Here is a 14,237-nt window from a genome sequence, read left to right as displayed (position 1 = left end):
CTCCTAGGACTCGGGCGTCCCTATTCGGGGCTGACTTCGAGCGCGTGGCCGACGAGTGCGAGCAGGGTCTCGACGACCGAGATCCGGCGGCGCGCGTCCATGATCATGACAGGTATGTGTGAAGGCACGGTGAGTGCTTCGCGCACGTCGTCGGGCTCGAACTCGTCGCTGCCGTCGAAGTGGTTGACGGCGACGACGTACGGCAGTCCGCAGCTCTCGAAGTAGTCGAGCGCCGGGAAGCAGTCCGAGAGTCGGCGGGTGTCGGCGAGGACCACCGCGCCGATCGCGCCGCGCACCAGGTCGTCCCACATGAACCAGAACCGCTGCTGGCCCGGCGTGCCGAAGAGGTAGAGCACCAGGTCGTCGTCGAGCGTGATGCGCCCGAAGTCCATGGCCACGGTGGTGGTCAGCTTGTCCGGCGTACCCGTGAGGTCGTCGGTCTCCTCGCTGGCCTGCGTCATCAGCGCCTCCGTCTGGAGAGGCGTGATCTCCGAGACGGATGTGACGAGGGTGGTCTTGCCGGCGCCGAAGCCTCCGGCCACCACGATCTTCGTGGCGATCGGCGCGCGCGTGCGGTCCGTCTGCCAGGCCTTCAGGTTCTCCTCTTCGTCGAGGAGGGGGGCGACGCCAGGTTCGGCGTCAGAGACGGCGGAGTCCACTCAGCACCCTTTCCAGCAGAGCGCGGTCCGGCTGTCCCGGGCCGTGACCTGTTCCGTACACGCGGATCTTTCCCTGGTCCGCCAGGTCGCTCAGAAGCACCCGGACCACTCCGAGCGGCATCGTGAGGAGAGCGGCGATCTCTGCCACCGTACGCATCCGGCGGCAGAGTTCGACGATGGCCCGCATCTCGGGCATGACCCGGGTGGTGAGCGAGCCGTTGGTCAGCTCCTTGCGCGCCTCCGGGGCCTCCAGCGCGGCCACGAACGTCTCCACCAGCAGGACGTGGCCGAAGCGTGTACGTCCACCGGTGAGCGAATAGGGGCGTACGCGGGCGGGCTTGCGGTCGCCGCCGCGCACCGGGAGCTTCTTGACGCCGTTCGACGCGGTCATCCGGCACTCCCGGAAGCGTCGGCCTCGAGGGATTTTCGGAGCTCGATGCGCAGCTCGGGGGTCAGGACATGTCCGGCCCGGCCGACGAAGAGCGCCATGTGGTACGCCACGACGCTCATGTCGCAGTCCGCGGCGCCGTGCACCCCGAGCAGCGAGCCGTCGCTGATCGCCATGACGAAGAGGCTGCCCTCGTCCATCGCGACCATGGTCTGCTTGACGCCGCCGTTGTCCATCAGCTTGGCGGCGCCGAGGGTGAGGCTGCCGATGCCGGAGACGATGGTGGCGAGGTCGGCCGCGGAGCCCTTGGGGCCCTTCGGTTTGACGCTGTCGGCCGTCCTCGCCTCGGCGTTGTGGCCGGGGTCGGAGGAGAGCAGGAGCAGGCCGTCGGAGGAGACGACCGCGACCGACTGGAGGCCGGGCACCTCCTCGACGAGATTGGTCAGCAGCCAGTGCAGGTTACGTGCTTCGCTGCTCAGGCCGAAGGTACTGGTCGCGGTCAACTGCTTGCCTCCTCGGCTGTGCCCCCCGATGCTTCTACGTCCTGTGCGCCGGTCCGGTGATCGGTGGACGCGGGTCCTGCGGGCGCGTGTGCGGGTGCGGGGGCCGGCGGGGTCTGTCCTTCGGGCGTGGGGGTCTCCGCCGTCCGGTCCGCGATCTCGGCCTCCACATCGCGTCGGCCCTCGATCGCGCCCCGGTGGAACCCGCCGAGCCTGCGGCGCAGTGCGTCGGCGTCCACGCCGCCCACGCGGGGGCGCGGTGCGGTCGCGGGGGCGGAGATCTTCGGTGTGCGTTTGGGCAGGCCCTTGTCGGTGACCCTGGGGTGTTCGTCGGGAACACGCTCGTGGTCGTCGGGGCCGATGGCGTACGGGTCGGCGGCTGCCGGACCTGCGGCCGGGGTGTCGGCCGCGGACCCCGCGAGTGCCTCGGTGGCCGTTCCCTGGGGGACGTCCGCCGCCGGAGTGCGCTCCGCGGCCGGTACACGGGGGTCGGACGCGGTCTGTGTGACACCGGGGGCCGTCCCGTCCGTGCGGGAGGCGGTCTCCGTGACACCGGCGGGCGTGGTGTCCGCGCGCGTGGTCGTCGTGTCCGGGCGTGCGGTCGTCGTGTCCCCGGCGAGGGCCTGGGCCGGCTCGGGGGATCCGGGGCCGGGTGCGTCGGCCGTCCCCGTGGTGACGGCTGTGGCGGCCATGGCGGCCGGTTCCTCGGCGGCGTCCTGCGCGGGGGCCTGCGGGGCGAGCTCCGGGAGGAGCAGCTCCATCGTCGTCTCGGAGGTGAGCTCCGGCTCGGGCTCACGGGGCGCCGGGATGACCGGAGCCTGCACGGCCGGCCCGGACCCGGAAGCCTGCGTCCGCTCGGGCACCGCCTCCGGTTCGGTGGCGGACTCCTCGATGGCCGCCTCGGCCGCCGCGATCAGCGGGTCCTCGGCATCGGCCGAGGCCACGACCGAGGCGCGCAGGATCGAACGGCCGCGCAGCACGTTGGAGTTGGCCTCGGCGTCCGCGCCCGGCAGGGCCACCGCGGGGGCTCCGCCGGCGAGCCTGACGGAGGCGGGGACGGTGGACGCGGGGGCGGCGGCGAGCAGCGCCTTCGGGAGGACGACCACGGCGGCCACCCCGCCCTGCTTCTGCTCTCGCAGCTTCACCCGTACACCGTGCCGGTGGGCGAGCCGGGCCACGACGTACAGGCCGAGCCCGAGTCCCTCGCCGCTCTCCTGGTCGTACGTGTCCTCCGGGTCGAACTCGGAGAGGCGGGCGTTGAGGTGCCTCATCCGGTCGTCGGTCATGCCGATGCCCTCGTCCTGCACGGAGAGCATCACGTCACCGCTCTCCAGCAGCCAGCCGGAGAGCTCGACGGGCACGTCGGGCGGCGAGAACGAGGTGGCGTTCTCCAGGAGTTCGGCCACCAGGTGGCTGAGGTCGTCGGCGGCGAACCCGGCGATGTGCGCGTGCGGGGGCAGCGCGGCGATCCGCACCCGTTCGTACCGCTCGATCTCGCTGACCGAGGCACGGGCGACGTCGACGAGCGGGACCGGGCCCGCGTGGTGCTGGACGTGCTCGGCGCCCGCGAGAACGAGGAGGTTCTCGCTGTGCCGCCGCATGACGGTGGCGAAGTGGTCGAGCTTGAAGAGGGTGGAGAGGCGGTCCGGGTCCTGCTCGCGCTCCTCCAGGCCCTCGATCACGCCGAGCTGGCGCTCGACGAGGCCGAGGGTGCGCAGCGCGAGGTTCACGAAGGTGCTGTGGATGGTGCCGCGCACCTGCTCCAGGTTGGCCGCCGCCTCGGCGAGTTCGGAGCGCAGCCGGTCGCGCTCGTCGGCCATCTGCTGGCGCTGGCCGACGAGGTGCTTGCGGTCGCTCTCGAGGGTGGCGATCCGCTCGTGCAGACCGGTGGCGTGCGCGTGCAGTGCGTTGACGGAGCGGACGACCTGGGCGAACTCGTCGTTGCGGCCGGTGAACTTGACCGGTTCTCCGGAGGCCGGGTCGGCGGCGAGCCGGGCCGAGCCGAGCCGCAGGACGGCGAGTGGCCTGGTCAGGCTGCGGGCCATGGCCATCGTCATGCCGGCGGCGACCAGCATCAGGACGCCGAGCAGGGTGACGCGGAGCTCCAGCGCGGTGACGTCGTCGTCCCGCAGCGCTTCGACGTTCTTGGTGCGGTGGTCGTTGAGGGAGGCCTCGGCTCCGCGCATCAGCTCGATCCGGGCCGACAGGGCGGCGTCGAGCTTCTTGACGCCGGTGCCGAGCGCGGAGTCCGAGAGCTTCGGCTGCGCGGTGAGGTTGGCCAGGTACTTGTCCGCGGAGCCGACGTCGGGGCCGGTGACCGTGGAGTCGTACGACGTCACGGCCTGCTTGGGCGCGGTCTCGCGGAAGTCCGCGATGGCCGCGTCGGAGCGGAGGCGCGCCTGCTGGGCGGCGGCGCTCAGCGCGTCGCGCTGCTTGGCGTCGGCGGCCGACGAGGTGTTCGTGGTGCTCGTCAGACCCGTGACCGGGTTGTAGACGCTCTGGGTGGTGTGCGGGATGCCGAGGGCCGCCAGGAGCAGTCCGCGGGCCGCGGCGGACTGCTGGACGGCGGTGTCCAGCTCGGCGAGGGCGTGCGAACCGGCGCCCGCGCGCGGCGGCATCCGGTCGGCCAGGTCCTCGGCGAGTGCGTGGAGTTCGGCGATGGCGCCGGAGTACGCCTGGTGCGCCTCCAGGGCGGAGCTCTTCCCGGTGAGCGCCGATCGCCTGAGTGTCGGGATGCCGTCGAGGTCCTCGAGCAGCGCGGCGGGGGCGTCCGCGTCCGCGCGCAGCTCGTCGACCTGCCGGTCGACCAGGGCGCTGCGCCGCTCGGAGGGCGCCTTGGCCTTGGGCCTGCCGGCGGCGACGTAGGAGGTGACCTCGTCGCGCTCGTCGGCCAGCGCGTGCGCCAGGGTCAGCGCCTGCTGGGTGCGCTGGGCGAGCGTCACCAGATTCTGGGAATCGTTCAGTTGCTGTGAGGCCGACAGGACCATGGGCGCGCCGGCTCCGGCGATGGCGGCCGCGACGACCGCCACGGCCACGATCAGCCGGTTGCGTACATGGGCGGTCCTGCCCCGGCCCGTGGAGCCGGTGGCGTCGCCGACGGCGCCACCCTCTGTGGAGTTGGAGGCCGTCTTCTTGCCTGTGCGCCTCGGCCGCGTCTTCTGCACCGGTGCTCGCATTCCTGACTCGTGTACCCATTTGGGGCCCGGGTGACGTCCCGTCAATCGGGGCGTACGCCCGGTACGGCTCCCGACCCTCCCAGTGCCGGTGGGCAGTGGTCCCGCATCATCTGACCCGCCACCCGAAGGAGTGAACATCGGAGGGGAGTTGGCGGGCAAGTCTCCCCGGTGCCCGCTGCGGGCCCGCGCGGCGGGCCGGTTGGACGTCGGGGACGGGCTTTGGCAGTATTCGCCGCCACGTTTTGCCGGAGTCGATCATTCCATGCCAAACCCGGCGCCTGAGCTGCTGAACCGCACGTCGGGCGTTGCCCGGCATCCTTCCGGCGCCCTTGTGAAGGGCTCGTGCAGACTGGCGGAATGCGCACTGAACTCGTGTCGGAGCCCGGAGACCCGGACCACCCCAATGAGGACTTCGCATCGGTCGGGCTTCCCGCTTCAGGACAGGGCGGTTCACTGGTCGCGCTCGACGGGGTGACGCCGCCCCGGGGTGGCGACGGCTGTCTGCATTCGGTCCACTGGTTCTCCGCGCGGCTCGGCGGCGCGCTGACCGAACTGTCCGTTTCGCAGGGGGATTTACCCCTGCGGGAGGTCCTGGCGCGGGCGATTCGCCGCGTCGCCGACGCACACGCCGGCACCTGTGACCTTTCTCACCCGCGTACGCCCCAGGCAACCGTGGTCCTCGCGCGGTGGTCCGCGTCGCGGGTCGAGTACCTGATCCTCTCGGACTCGGCCCTGCTGGTGGAATCCCCCTCCGGCGAGGTCACCGCCCTGCTGGACGACCGCCTCTCCCGGCTCCCGCGCACGGCCCTCGCCTCGGACGCCGTCGCCGACTCCACCGTCCGCAACAAGGAGGGCGGCTTCTTCACGGCCGCCGCGGACCCCTCGGTCGCCTCGCGCGCGGTGGCGGGCACCCTCCCCCGGTCCTCGGTCCGCGCCCTGACGGCTCTCACGGACGGCGCCACCCGGTGGGTGGAGAGGTTCCACGCGGGCGACTGGACCGAGCTGTTCGCTCTCGTGCGCGAAGAGGGCTCGGCCTCGCTCGTCGAGCGCGTACGGCGCCTGGAGCGCTCGGACGCGGCGGAGCGGCCGGGGTCCCGGCGGGGCAAGACGCACGACGACGCGACGGTGGTGTTCGTGGACCTGTGAGCGGGGCCGCGAGGGGAACCGCGAAGGGCGCTGCGCGGAGAGCTGTCCTTCGGGGAACCGCGCGGGGAACCGTGGACGGCACTGCACGGCGCGCCCTTCGGGGAACCGCGCGGAGAGCTGTCCTGAGGTGCGGATGTCGACCGGGCGGTGCTACCTCTCCATGCCGCGGTTCAGCTGGTTCAGCAGGCGGGCGAGTTCCGCGACCTCGTTCTGGTCCCAGTGGGCGAGTTGGCGGACATAGCGGGCCCGGCGGGCCTCGCGAACGCTGGAGACACGTCCACGGCCCTCATCGGTGAGGTGGACGAGCCAGGCGCGGCCGTCGGCGGGGTCGGGTTCGCGCGCGACCAGGCCCAGCTCCTCCAGGGCGCGCAGCTGCCGGGACATCGTGGCCTTGCCGACGCCGATGTAGGCGGCGAGTTCCGTGGCGCGCTGGCGACCGCACTCCTCCAGACGGACGAGGAGCCCGTACGCGGCGGACTCCAGGTCAGGATGGACCTCGCGGGCCATCTCCCCCTGGTTGGCGCGAGCGCGGCGCAGAAACACGGTCAACTCGCGTTCCAGGGAAAGGAACTCGCGCTCCACACCGCCGTGCGCCGCGGGCCGGTCCATACCATTTCCCGACACGCCGGATTCGACCGGACGTCCGCCGTCGTTTCCGCCCTCGTGCACGTCAGCACCCCTGACCCGGTTTCCCGATCCTGAAAGTTTCTGCCAGAACTCGCCGTTGTCGCAGCTCCGCCAGTATTTCGCAGGCGTAGACCAACGGCAGCCCCCGGCCCCTCTTCCCACACCGTCGTCTACGTGCGTAGCTTCTTTATCAGACACCTTTACTGGCATGCGCACGCCACTCCCAGGTCAAGGACGACCTGATCCCCCCGGGGCACGCATGCCCGCGCTTTTCCCCCCACCGAGCTCCCCCGAGCTCCCCCGGGCTCCGGAGCTCCATCGCCCTTCGGAGGCACGCACATGTCCGTGCACGGATCCGGAACCGCCCGCCGCCTGCGAATGCTCGTGGCAGGAACCCTGCTCGCCGCCTTCTCCCTCCTCTCCGCCCTCCCTTCCTCCGCCGCCGACACCCCCGCCCGCGGCTCCGCCCGGATGGGCATGGGGGTCATCGACCACGACGGTCAGGACGGCACGCCGTCCACCGGTGACGCCACCCAGACAGAAGGTGTGGACGTGGCCGGCTACCAGGGCAACGTCGCCTGGTCGACGCTGTGGAACAGCGGGGTCAGGTGGGCCTACACCAAGGCGAGCGAGGGGACGTACTACACGAACCCGTACTTCGCCCAGCAGTACAACGGCGCGTACAACATCGGCATGATCCGCGGGTCGTACCACTTCGCGACCCCGGACACGACGACCGGCGCCACCCAGGCCAACTACTTCGTCGACCACGGCGGCGGCTGGTCGGGCGACGGCAAGACGCTGCCCGGCACGCTCGACATCGAGTGGAACCCGTACGGGGCCGCCTGCTACGGCAAGACGCAGAGCGCGATGGTCAGCTGGATCAGCAGCTTCCTCACCCAGTACAGGGCCAGGACCGGCCGTGACGCGGTGATCTACACGGCCGCGAGCTGGTGGACCCAGTGCACCGGCAACTACGGCGGCTTCGCGTCCGCCCATCCCCTGTGGATAGCGCGGTACGCCTCCGATCCGGGGACGCTCCCGGCCGGCTGGGGCTTCTACACGATGTGGCAGTACACGTCGTCGGGCCCGACGGTCGGGGACCACGACAAATTCAACGGTGCGCTCGACCGGGTGCAGGCACTGGCCAACGGCTGACAGGCGCCTGACGTACGGCAGGACAGCCGGCGTACGGCGAAGGCGCCCGACGCGCGGCACGGCGAAGGCCCGGGCCTCCCTCACGGGACCCGGGCCTTCCCTTCCGGCAGCCTCCGTCACGCGGCCACCGAAACCTCCGGCACAGCGCTGTTCGTCGCCGGCGCCAGTGCCAGCTCCAGGACCTGGCGGACGTCCGTGACGGTGTGGACGTCGAGCTTCTCCAGGACCTCGGCCGGGACGTCGTCCAGATCGGCCTCGTTGCGCTTGGGGATGATCACGGTCGTGACACCCGCCCGGTGCGCGGCGAGCAGCTTCTGCTTCACCCCGCCGATCGGCAGGACACGGCCGGTCAGCGACACCTCACCCGTCATGGCCACATCGGTGCGGACCAGCCGGCCCGACAGCAGCGACGCCAGGGCGGTCGTCATCGTGACGCCCGCGCTCGGGCCGTCCTTGGGGACCGCGCCCGCCGGGAAGTGGATGTGCGCGCCCCGGTCCTTCAGATCGCCGACGGGGAGTTCGAGCTCCGCGCCGTGCGAGCGCAGGAAGGAGAGCGCGATCTGCGCCGACTCCTTCATCACGTCCCCGAGCTGGCCGGTGAGGGTCAGACCGGCCGCGCCCGTCTCCGGGTCGGCCAGCGACGCCTCCACATAGAGGACGTCACCTCCCGCGCCGGTGACCGCGAGACCCGTGGCGACGCCGGGCACCGCCGTACGGCGCTCGGCCGGGTCCTGCCCCGACTCGGGCACATGGTGCGGACGCCCGATGAGCTCGCGCAGGTCGGTGTCCTTCACCGTGAACGGCAGCTCCCGGCGGCCCAGTTCGTGCTGGGCCGCGACCTTGCGCAGCAGCCGCGCGATGCCCCGCTCCAGGTTCCGCACGCCCGCTTCCCGGGTGTACTCCCCCGCGAGCTTGCGCAGCGCGCTCTCGTCGAGGACGACCTCGTCCTTCTCCAGGCCCGCCCGCTCCAGCTGGCGCGGCAGCAGGTGGTCCCGGGCGATGACGACCTTCTCGTCCTCGGTGTAGCCGTCGAGGCGGACCAGCTCCATACGGTCGAGCAGTGCCTCCGGGATGGCTTCCAGAACGTTGGCCGTGGCGAGGAACACGACGTCGGAGAGGTCGAGTTCGACCTCCAGGTAGTGGTCGCGGAAGGTGTGGTTCTGCGCCGGGTCGAGGACTTCGAGCAGCGCCGCCGCCGGGTCGCCCCGGTAGTCGGAGCCGACCTTGTCGATCTCGTCGAGCAGGACCACCGGGTTCATCGACCCGGCCTCCTTGACGGCGCGCACGATCCGGCCGGGCAGCGCGCCGACGTACGTACGGCGGTGTCCGCGGATCTCGGCCTCGTCCCGGACGCCGCCGAGGGCGACGCGGACGAACTTGCGGCCCATGGCGTGCGCGACGGACTCGCCCAGTGAGGTCTTGCCGACACCGGGCGGGCCGACGAGCGCGAGGACGGCGCCGCCGCGCCGGCCGCCGACGACTCCGAGACCGCGCTCGGAGCGCCGCTTGCGCACGGCGAGGTACTCGGTGATGCGCTCCTTCACGTCGTCCAGACCGGCGTGCTCGGCGTCGAGCACGGCCTGGGCGCCCCGGATGTCGTACGCGTCCTCGGTCCGCTCGTTCCACGGCAGCTCCAGGACGGTGTCGAGCCAGGTCCGGATCCAGCTGCCCTCGGGCGACTGGTCACTGGACCGCTCCAGCTTCTCGACCTCCTTGAGGGCGGCCTCGCGGACACTCTCGGGAAGGTCGGCGGCCTCGACACGGGCGCGGTAGTCGCCGGACTCGTCCTCTCCTTCCTCTCCCTTGAGGTCGCGCAGCTCCTTGCGTACGGCTTCCAGCTGGCGCCGCAGCAGGAACTCGCGCTGCTGCTTGTCGACGCCCTCCTGGACGTCCTTGGCGATGGACTCGGCGACATCCTGCTCGGCGAGGTGCTCGCGGAGCTGTTCGGTGGCGAGCTTCAGCCGGGCCACCGGGTCGGCGGTCTCCAGCAGCTCGACCTTCTGTTCCACGGAAAGGAACGGTGAGTAACCGGAATTGTCGGCAAGGGCGGAAACGTCGTCGATCTGCTGCACCCGGTCCACGACCTGCCAGGCGGCGCGCTTGCGCAGCCAGCTCGTGGCCAGGGCCTTGTATTCCTTCACCAGGTCGGTGACCCGGCCGGGCAGCGGGTCGGGCACGGTCTCCTCGACCCGGGTGCCCTCGACCCACAGTGCCGCGCCGGGACCCGTGGTCCCCGCGCCCACCCTCACGCGCCCACGCCCTCGGATCAGCGCGCCCGGGTCACCGTCGGCCAGCCGGCCGACCTGCTCGACCGTGCCGAGCACACCGGTGCTCGCGTAGGTCCCGTCGATACGCGGCACCAGGAGTACCTGAGGCTTCCCGGGCGTTGAACGGGCGGCGGCCTGAGCGGCCTCCACCGCGGCCCGCACATCGGGGTCGCTCAGATCCAGCGGAACCACCATTCCGGGCAGCACTACCTCGTCGTCGAGCGGCAGCACGGGCAGAGTGAGTGATGCGGACGTCGAAGCCATGATCTCCCCTTCGGCAGTCAAGTTGAGCTATGCCGACTCAATGCACGGGGACTCCGCAATGTTCCCCGGAGGCCGTTCGCTGTGAGCGATCGCTTGTGAACCCGGTGCGGGCGTCCCGGCCTCGTGCGCTTCGGGGCCTCCCGGGCCGTCTTCGGGATGCGAGGTGGCCACCGGCCTCGGATGGTTGGAGTCATGAACCATCACCTCGCCCAGAACAAGCTCGAGATCGACACCCGGCTCGTCACGGCCGGTGCCGTGCTCACCGCGGCCGGTGCCCTGGTGGCGTGCACCGGCATGGTCATCGCGGCCGCCGCCGTGTTCGCCGCGGGCCGGCGCATGCTCCGCGCCATGGATGTGCCTCCCTCGCAGGTGGCGGCCATGAAGTGGCGACAGGCCAAGGAGGCCTCCCTGGCGGGCGTGCAGGCCTGGCAGTCCGCGTCCGACGCCCAGAACGGGGCACCCCGCCGTTGAACAGGCGCCCGGCCGTCCCTCTTACGGCTCAACGGGTCGCTTCTTGTCCGCGAGGGGGCGGACGAAGAGGCCCGTGAGCCACTCGGGGAGTGACCGATGGACGGCCGCTCGGGGAGTGGCCGACGGACGCGAGGGCTCGGCCGGTGGGAGCGGAGACTCGGCCGGCGGAAAGCGGAAGCCCGGCCGGCGGACGGCGACAGCTCGGGTCGGCGGTCGCCGAGGGCCGGCCCGATCCGCGCCCGAGGCCTCCGGCTCGGCGCCGCGTCAACCTCGCCGCGCCCGCCGTCACTCCTTCACGCCATCTCCCCATCCGCCGGCGGAGGGCGGAGGCTCGGTCGGCCGAGGGCGGAAGCCCGGCCGGTAAGGCGGAGGCCCAGCCCGTGGGAGCGGAAGCCCAGCCGGTGAGCGTGGAGGCCCGGCCGGTAAGGACGGAGGCTCGGGTCGGCGGTCGTCGAGGGCCAGCCTGAGCCGCGTCCGGGGCCTCCGGCTCGGCGCCGCGTCAACCTCGCCGCGCCCGCCGTCACCCCTTCACGCCATCTCCCCGCCCCCGGCCGATTCCCGCGACCCGTACAGGTGAAAATGCCAGGATGGCGGCCATGACCGCCTCGTACGAGACTCCCGAAGTCATCGACCGCCGTCAGAGCCCGTACGGCGAGGTCGTGCTGCGGCGCCACGGAGCACTGCTCCAGATCATCGCCAACGGATGCTTCCTGATGGACACCTCCGACGGGCGTTCCGAGCGGCTGCTCATGGACGCGGCGTACGACGCGCTGGACGGGCGCCCGGAGCCGAGCGTGCTGATCGGCGGGCTCGGCGTCGGGTTCTCGCTGGCGCACGCCGCGGCCGACCGTCACTGGGGGCGCATCACAGTTGTCGAGCGCGAACGGGCCATCATCGACTGGCACCGGGGCGGCCCGCTCGCCGAACTGTCCGCGGAGGCGCTCGCCGATCCGCGCACCGACATCGTCGAGAGGGACCTCGTCGACTACGTCAATGAGATCTCCGACACGTTCGACGCCCTGTGTCTCGACATCGACAACGGACCCGGCTGGACGGTCACCGAAGGCAACGCGGGACTGTACGGTGCGTCCGGACTGGCAGGCTGCGCAAGGGCGTTGAGGCCTGGCGGCGTCCTCGCCGTGTGGTCGGCGCAGCCCTCTCCGGAATTTGAAGTTACCTTGCGGAATGCCGGATTCCGACAGGTCCGTACCGAAGTGATCCCCGTTGCCCGGGGCGTTCCCGACGTGGTGCATCTCGCGGTGAGGCCTGGATAGCCGAGCCGCACCCACTGCCCGTACCCTGCTTGCCTGACGCGGATCATTCAAGCGTCAAGCGCAGTCATGGGATCACCCCACGGATTCCGGAAAGCACACTTCAGGGGCGGGCGATGGAGCAGACACACACCTCCCAGAACGGCACGGCGGCGACCCCGGGCGCTCAGCGCCGGGTTTTGGTCGTCGAGGACGACCCCACGATCGTCGACGCCATCGCGGCCCGTCTGCGAGCCGAGGGATTCCTCGTGCAAACCGCGGGTGACGGCCCGGCCGCCGTCGACACCGCCGAGGCATGGCAGCCCGATCTGCTGATCCTCGACATCATGCTGCCCGGCTTCGACGGTCTGGAGGTCTGCCGGCGTGTGCAGGCCGCCCGCCCGGTGCCGGTGCTGATGCTCACCGCGCGCGACGACGAGACCGACATGCTGGTCGGGCTCGGAGTCGGCGCCGACGACTACATGACCAAGCCGTTCTCGATGCGCGAGCTCGCGGCCCGGGTGCACGTCCTGCTCCGCAGGGTCGAGCGCGCGGTCGTCGCGGCCTCCACTCCGCGCAGCGGCATCCTTCGGCTCGGCGAGCTGGAGATCGACCACGCGCAGCGCCGGGTGCGGGTCCGCAGCGAGGACGTACACCTCACTCCGACCGAGTTCGACCTCCTGGTCTGCCTCGCGAACACCCCGCGTGCCGTACTCTCGCGCGAGCAGCTGCTCGCCGAGGTGTGGGACTGGGCGGACGCCTCCGGTACCCGGACCGTCGACAGCCACATCAAGGCGCTGCGCCGCAAGATCGGTGCCGAGCGGATCCGTACGGTGCACGGCGTCGGCTACGCACTGGAGACCCCGACTCCCTGAGCCGGGACTCCGCAGGAGGGTCGGGACCCGGGTGACCGGGACCCGGGTGAGGGGCTGATGTGATGAGCGGACTCGGAGAACGGGGACGCGGGCTCGGCGAGCGCGCGTCCGGTGAGCGCAGGAGCTCGGGCTCCTGGGGCGAGGTGCGGCCCTTCTCGATCAAGACGAAGCTGGGCGCGCTCGTCGTCATCTCCGTGCTCATCACCACCGGTCTGTCGATGATCGCGGTACACACCAAGACGGAGCTCCGCTTCATCACGGTGTTCTCGATGATCGCCACCCTGCTGATCACGCAGTTCGTCGCGCACTCGCTCACCGCGCCGCTGGACGAGATGAACGCGGTGGCCCGCTCGATCTGGCACGGGGACTACACCCGCCGGGTGCGGGACGACCGGCGCGACGAGCTGGGCGACCTGGCCCAGACGATCAACCTCATGGCCGACGAGCTGGAGGCCCAGGACCGTCAGCGCAAGGAGCTCGTGGCGAATGTCTCGCACGAGCTGCGGACCCCCATCGCGGGTCTGCGCGCGGTCCTGGAGAACGTCGTGGACGGCGTCTCGGCGGCCGATCCCGAGACGATGCGCACCGCGCTGAAGCAGACGGAACGCCTGGGGCGGCTGGTGGAGACCCTCCTCGACCTGTCCCGGCTGGACAACGGCGTCGTACCGCTGCGCAGGCGGCGCTTCGAGGTGTGGCCGTATCTGTCCGGGGTGCTGAAGGAGGCCAACATGGTCGCCTCCGCGCGCGCGGACCTCACCTCGGGCTCCGGCGGCGGTCACACCCGCAAGGACGTCCATCTGCACCTCGACGTGTCCCCGCCGGAGCTGACCGCGCACGCGGACCCGGAGCGGATCCACCAGGTCGTGGCGAATCTCATCGACAACGCGGTCAAGCACAGCCCGCCGCACGGCCGGGTGACGGTACGGGCCCGGCGGGGCGACCTTCCCGAGTCGCTGGCCCTGGAGGTCCTGGACGAGGGGCCCGGCATTCCGAAGTCGGAATGGCACCGCGTCTTCGAGCGGTTCAACCGCGGCGGGGTGCCCGCGCCGCACGGTCCGGGCAGCGACGGCGGTACGGGCCTGGGGCTCGCGATCGCCCGCTGGGCGGTGGATCTGCACGGCGGACGCATAGGTGTGGCCGAATCTCAGCGGGGTTGCCGGATCCAGGTCATCCTTCCGGGACTTCCTTCTCTGCCAAGTTGACGTAAAGTTCGAACCGGAGCCGCAAGATCCACCGCTGTCGCCGCCGGCGTACACGTGTGATCAGGCACAGGACCGCGTGAACTGTGCCGCGGCCTCGGGCCGACGTACCCATTCCCCTGCGGAACCACGCTTGTTTCCCGCCATTTCCATGGGTGAAACACAGATTCCGATGTGACTTACGCGACGTTGGACGGGCCCGGCCTGACCTTCTCGGCCAGGGAGGCGTAGCCTTTATTCCCGCTGTCCATCACCTT

At 71.3% G+C, this 14,237-nt stretch carries 12 protein-coding genes; 6 read left to right on the top strand and 6 right to left on the bottom strand.

Annotated elements, in window-relative coordinates; all coding sequences use genetic code 11:
* Positions 1-20: 20 nt before the first annotated feature.
* The 4 genes from OG410_RS27905 to OG410_RS27890 are packed head-to-tail and all read right to left on the bottom strand — an operon-like array spanning position 21 to position 4,723.
* Positions 21-659, bottom strand: a complete 639-nt coding sequence (locus OG410_RS27905; RefSeq protein WP_328448271.1) for a GTP-binding protein — start codon at positions 657-659, stop codon at positions 21-23.
* The gene (locus OG410_RS27900; RefSeq protein WP_329301634.1) at positions 640-1,050 is read right to left on the bottom strand and encodes a DUF742 domain-containing protein; all 411 of its coding nucleotides are present in this window, start codon (positions 1,048-1,050) and stop codon (positions 640-642) included. The genes OG410_RS27905 and OG410_RS27900 overlap by 20 nt, the downstream gene beginning before the upstream one ends.
* On the bottom strand, positions 1,047-1,550 hold the full coding sequence (locus OG410_RS27895) for a roadblock/LC7 domain-containing protein (RefSeq protein ID WP_329301633.1): 504 nt from the start codon (positions 1,548-1,550) through the stop codon (positions 1,047-1,049). The genes OG410_RS27900 and OG410_RS27895 overlap by 4 nt, the downstream gene beginning before the upstream one ends.
* The gene (locus OG410_RS27890; RefSeq protein WP_329301632.1) at positions 1,547-4,723 is read right to left on the bottom strand and encodes a sensor histidine kinase; all 3,177 of its coding nucleotides are present in this window, start codon (positions 4,721-4,723) and stop codon (positions 1,547-1,549) included. Before OG410_RS27890 ends, OG410_RS27895 begins: the two co-directional genes overlap by 4 nt.
* Positions 4,724-5,080: 357 nt before the next feature.
* Here OG410_RS27890 and OG410_RS27885 point away from each other — a divergent pair, with 357 nt between their 5' ends.
* Positions 5,081-5,869 carry a protein phosphatase 2C domain-containing protein gene (locus OG410_RS27885; protein WP_329301631.1) on the top strand — a complete coding sequence of 263 codons (789 nt, stop codon included), beginning with the start codon at positions 5,081-5,083 and terminating at the stop codon, positions 5,867-5,869.
* A 150-nt stretch (positions 5,870-6,019) separates the two neighbouring features.
* Here the strand turns inward: OG410_RS27885 and OG410_RS27880 are convergent, their stop codons facing one another.
* Positions 6,020-6,538, bottom strand: coding sequence for a MarR family winged helix-turn-helix transcriptional regulator (locus tag OG410_RS27880; protein WP_329301630.1), 519 nt, complete (start codon positions 6,536-6,538; stop codon positions 6,020-6,022).
* Between the two features lie 297 nt (positions 6,539-6,835).
* Here OG410_RS27880 and OG410_RS27875 point away from each other — a divergent pair, with 297 nt between their 5' ends.
* On the top strand, positions 6,836-7,654 hold the full coding sequence (locus OG410_RS27875) for a lysozyme (protein ID WP_329301629.1): 819 nt from the start codon (positions 6,836-6,838) through the stop codon (positions 7,652-7,654).
* 116 nt (positions 7,655-7,770) lie between these two features.
* Here the strand turns inward: OG410_RS27875 and lon are convergent, their stop codons facing one another.
* Complete coding sequence (gene lon / locus OG410_RS27870; RefSeq protein ID WP_329301628.1) at positions 7,771-10,185, bottom strand: endopeptidase La; 2,415 nt, start codon at positions 10,183-10,185, stop codon at positions 7,771-7,773.
* Positions 10,186-10,377: 192 nt separating this feature from the next.
* Here lon and OG410_RS27865 point away from each other — a divergent pair, with 192 nt between their 5' ends.
* From OG410_RS27865 to OG410_RS27850, 4 genes are all read left to right on the top strand, one after another.
* Positions 10,378-10,656 carry a hypothetical protein gene (locus OG410_RS27865; protein ID WP_326785549.1) on the top strand — a complete coding sequence of 93 codons (279 nt, stop codon included), beginning with the start codon at positions 10,378-10,380 and terminating at the stop codon, positions 10,654-10,656.
* Positions 10,657-11,252: 596 nt separating this feature from the next.
* Positions 11,253-11,930, top strand: coding sequence for a spermidine synthase (locus OG410_RS27860; protein ID WP_329304275.1), 678 nt, complete (start codon positions 11,253-11,255; stop codon positions 11,928-11,930).
* 113 nt (positions 11,931-12,043) lie between these two features.
* Positions 12,044-12,781 (top strand): response regulator transcription factor, encoded by a 738-nt coding sequence (locus tag OG410_RS27855; protein WP_037620929.1) that lies wholly within the window; start codon positions 12,044-12,046, stop codon positions 12,779-12,781.
* A gap of 62 nt (positions 12,782-12,843) precedes the next feature.
* Positions 12,844-13,983 (top strand): HAMP domain-containing sensor histidine kinase, encoded by a 1,140-nt coding sequence (locus OG410_RS27850; RefSeq protein WP_329301627.1) that lies wholly within the window; start codon positions 12,844-12,846, stop codon positions 13,981-13,983.
* Positions 13,984-14,237 lie beyond the last annotated feature (254 nt).

The sequence above is a fragment of the Streptomyces sp. NBC_00659 genome (assembly GCF_036226925.1).
Classification (GTDB): Bacteria; Actinomycetota; Actinomycetes; order Streptomycetales; family Streptomycetaceae; genus Streptomyces.
The sequence above is the reverse complement of the archived record's forward strand: the minus strand, read 5'-3'. Positions and strand labels throughout refer to the sequence as shown.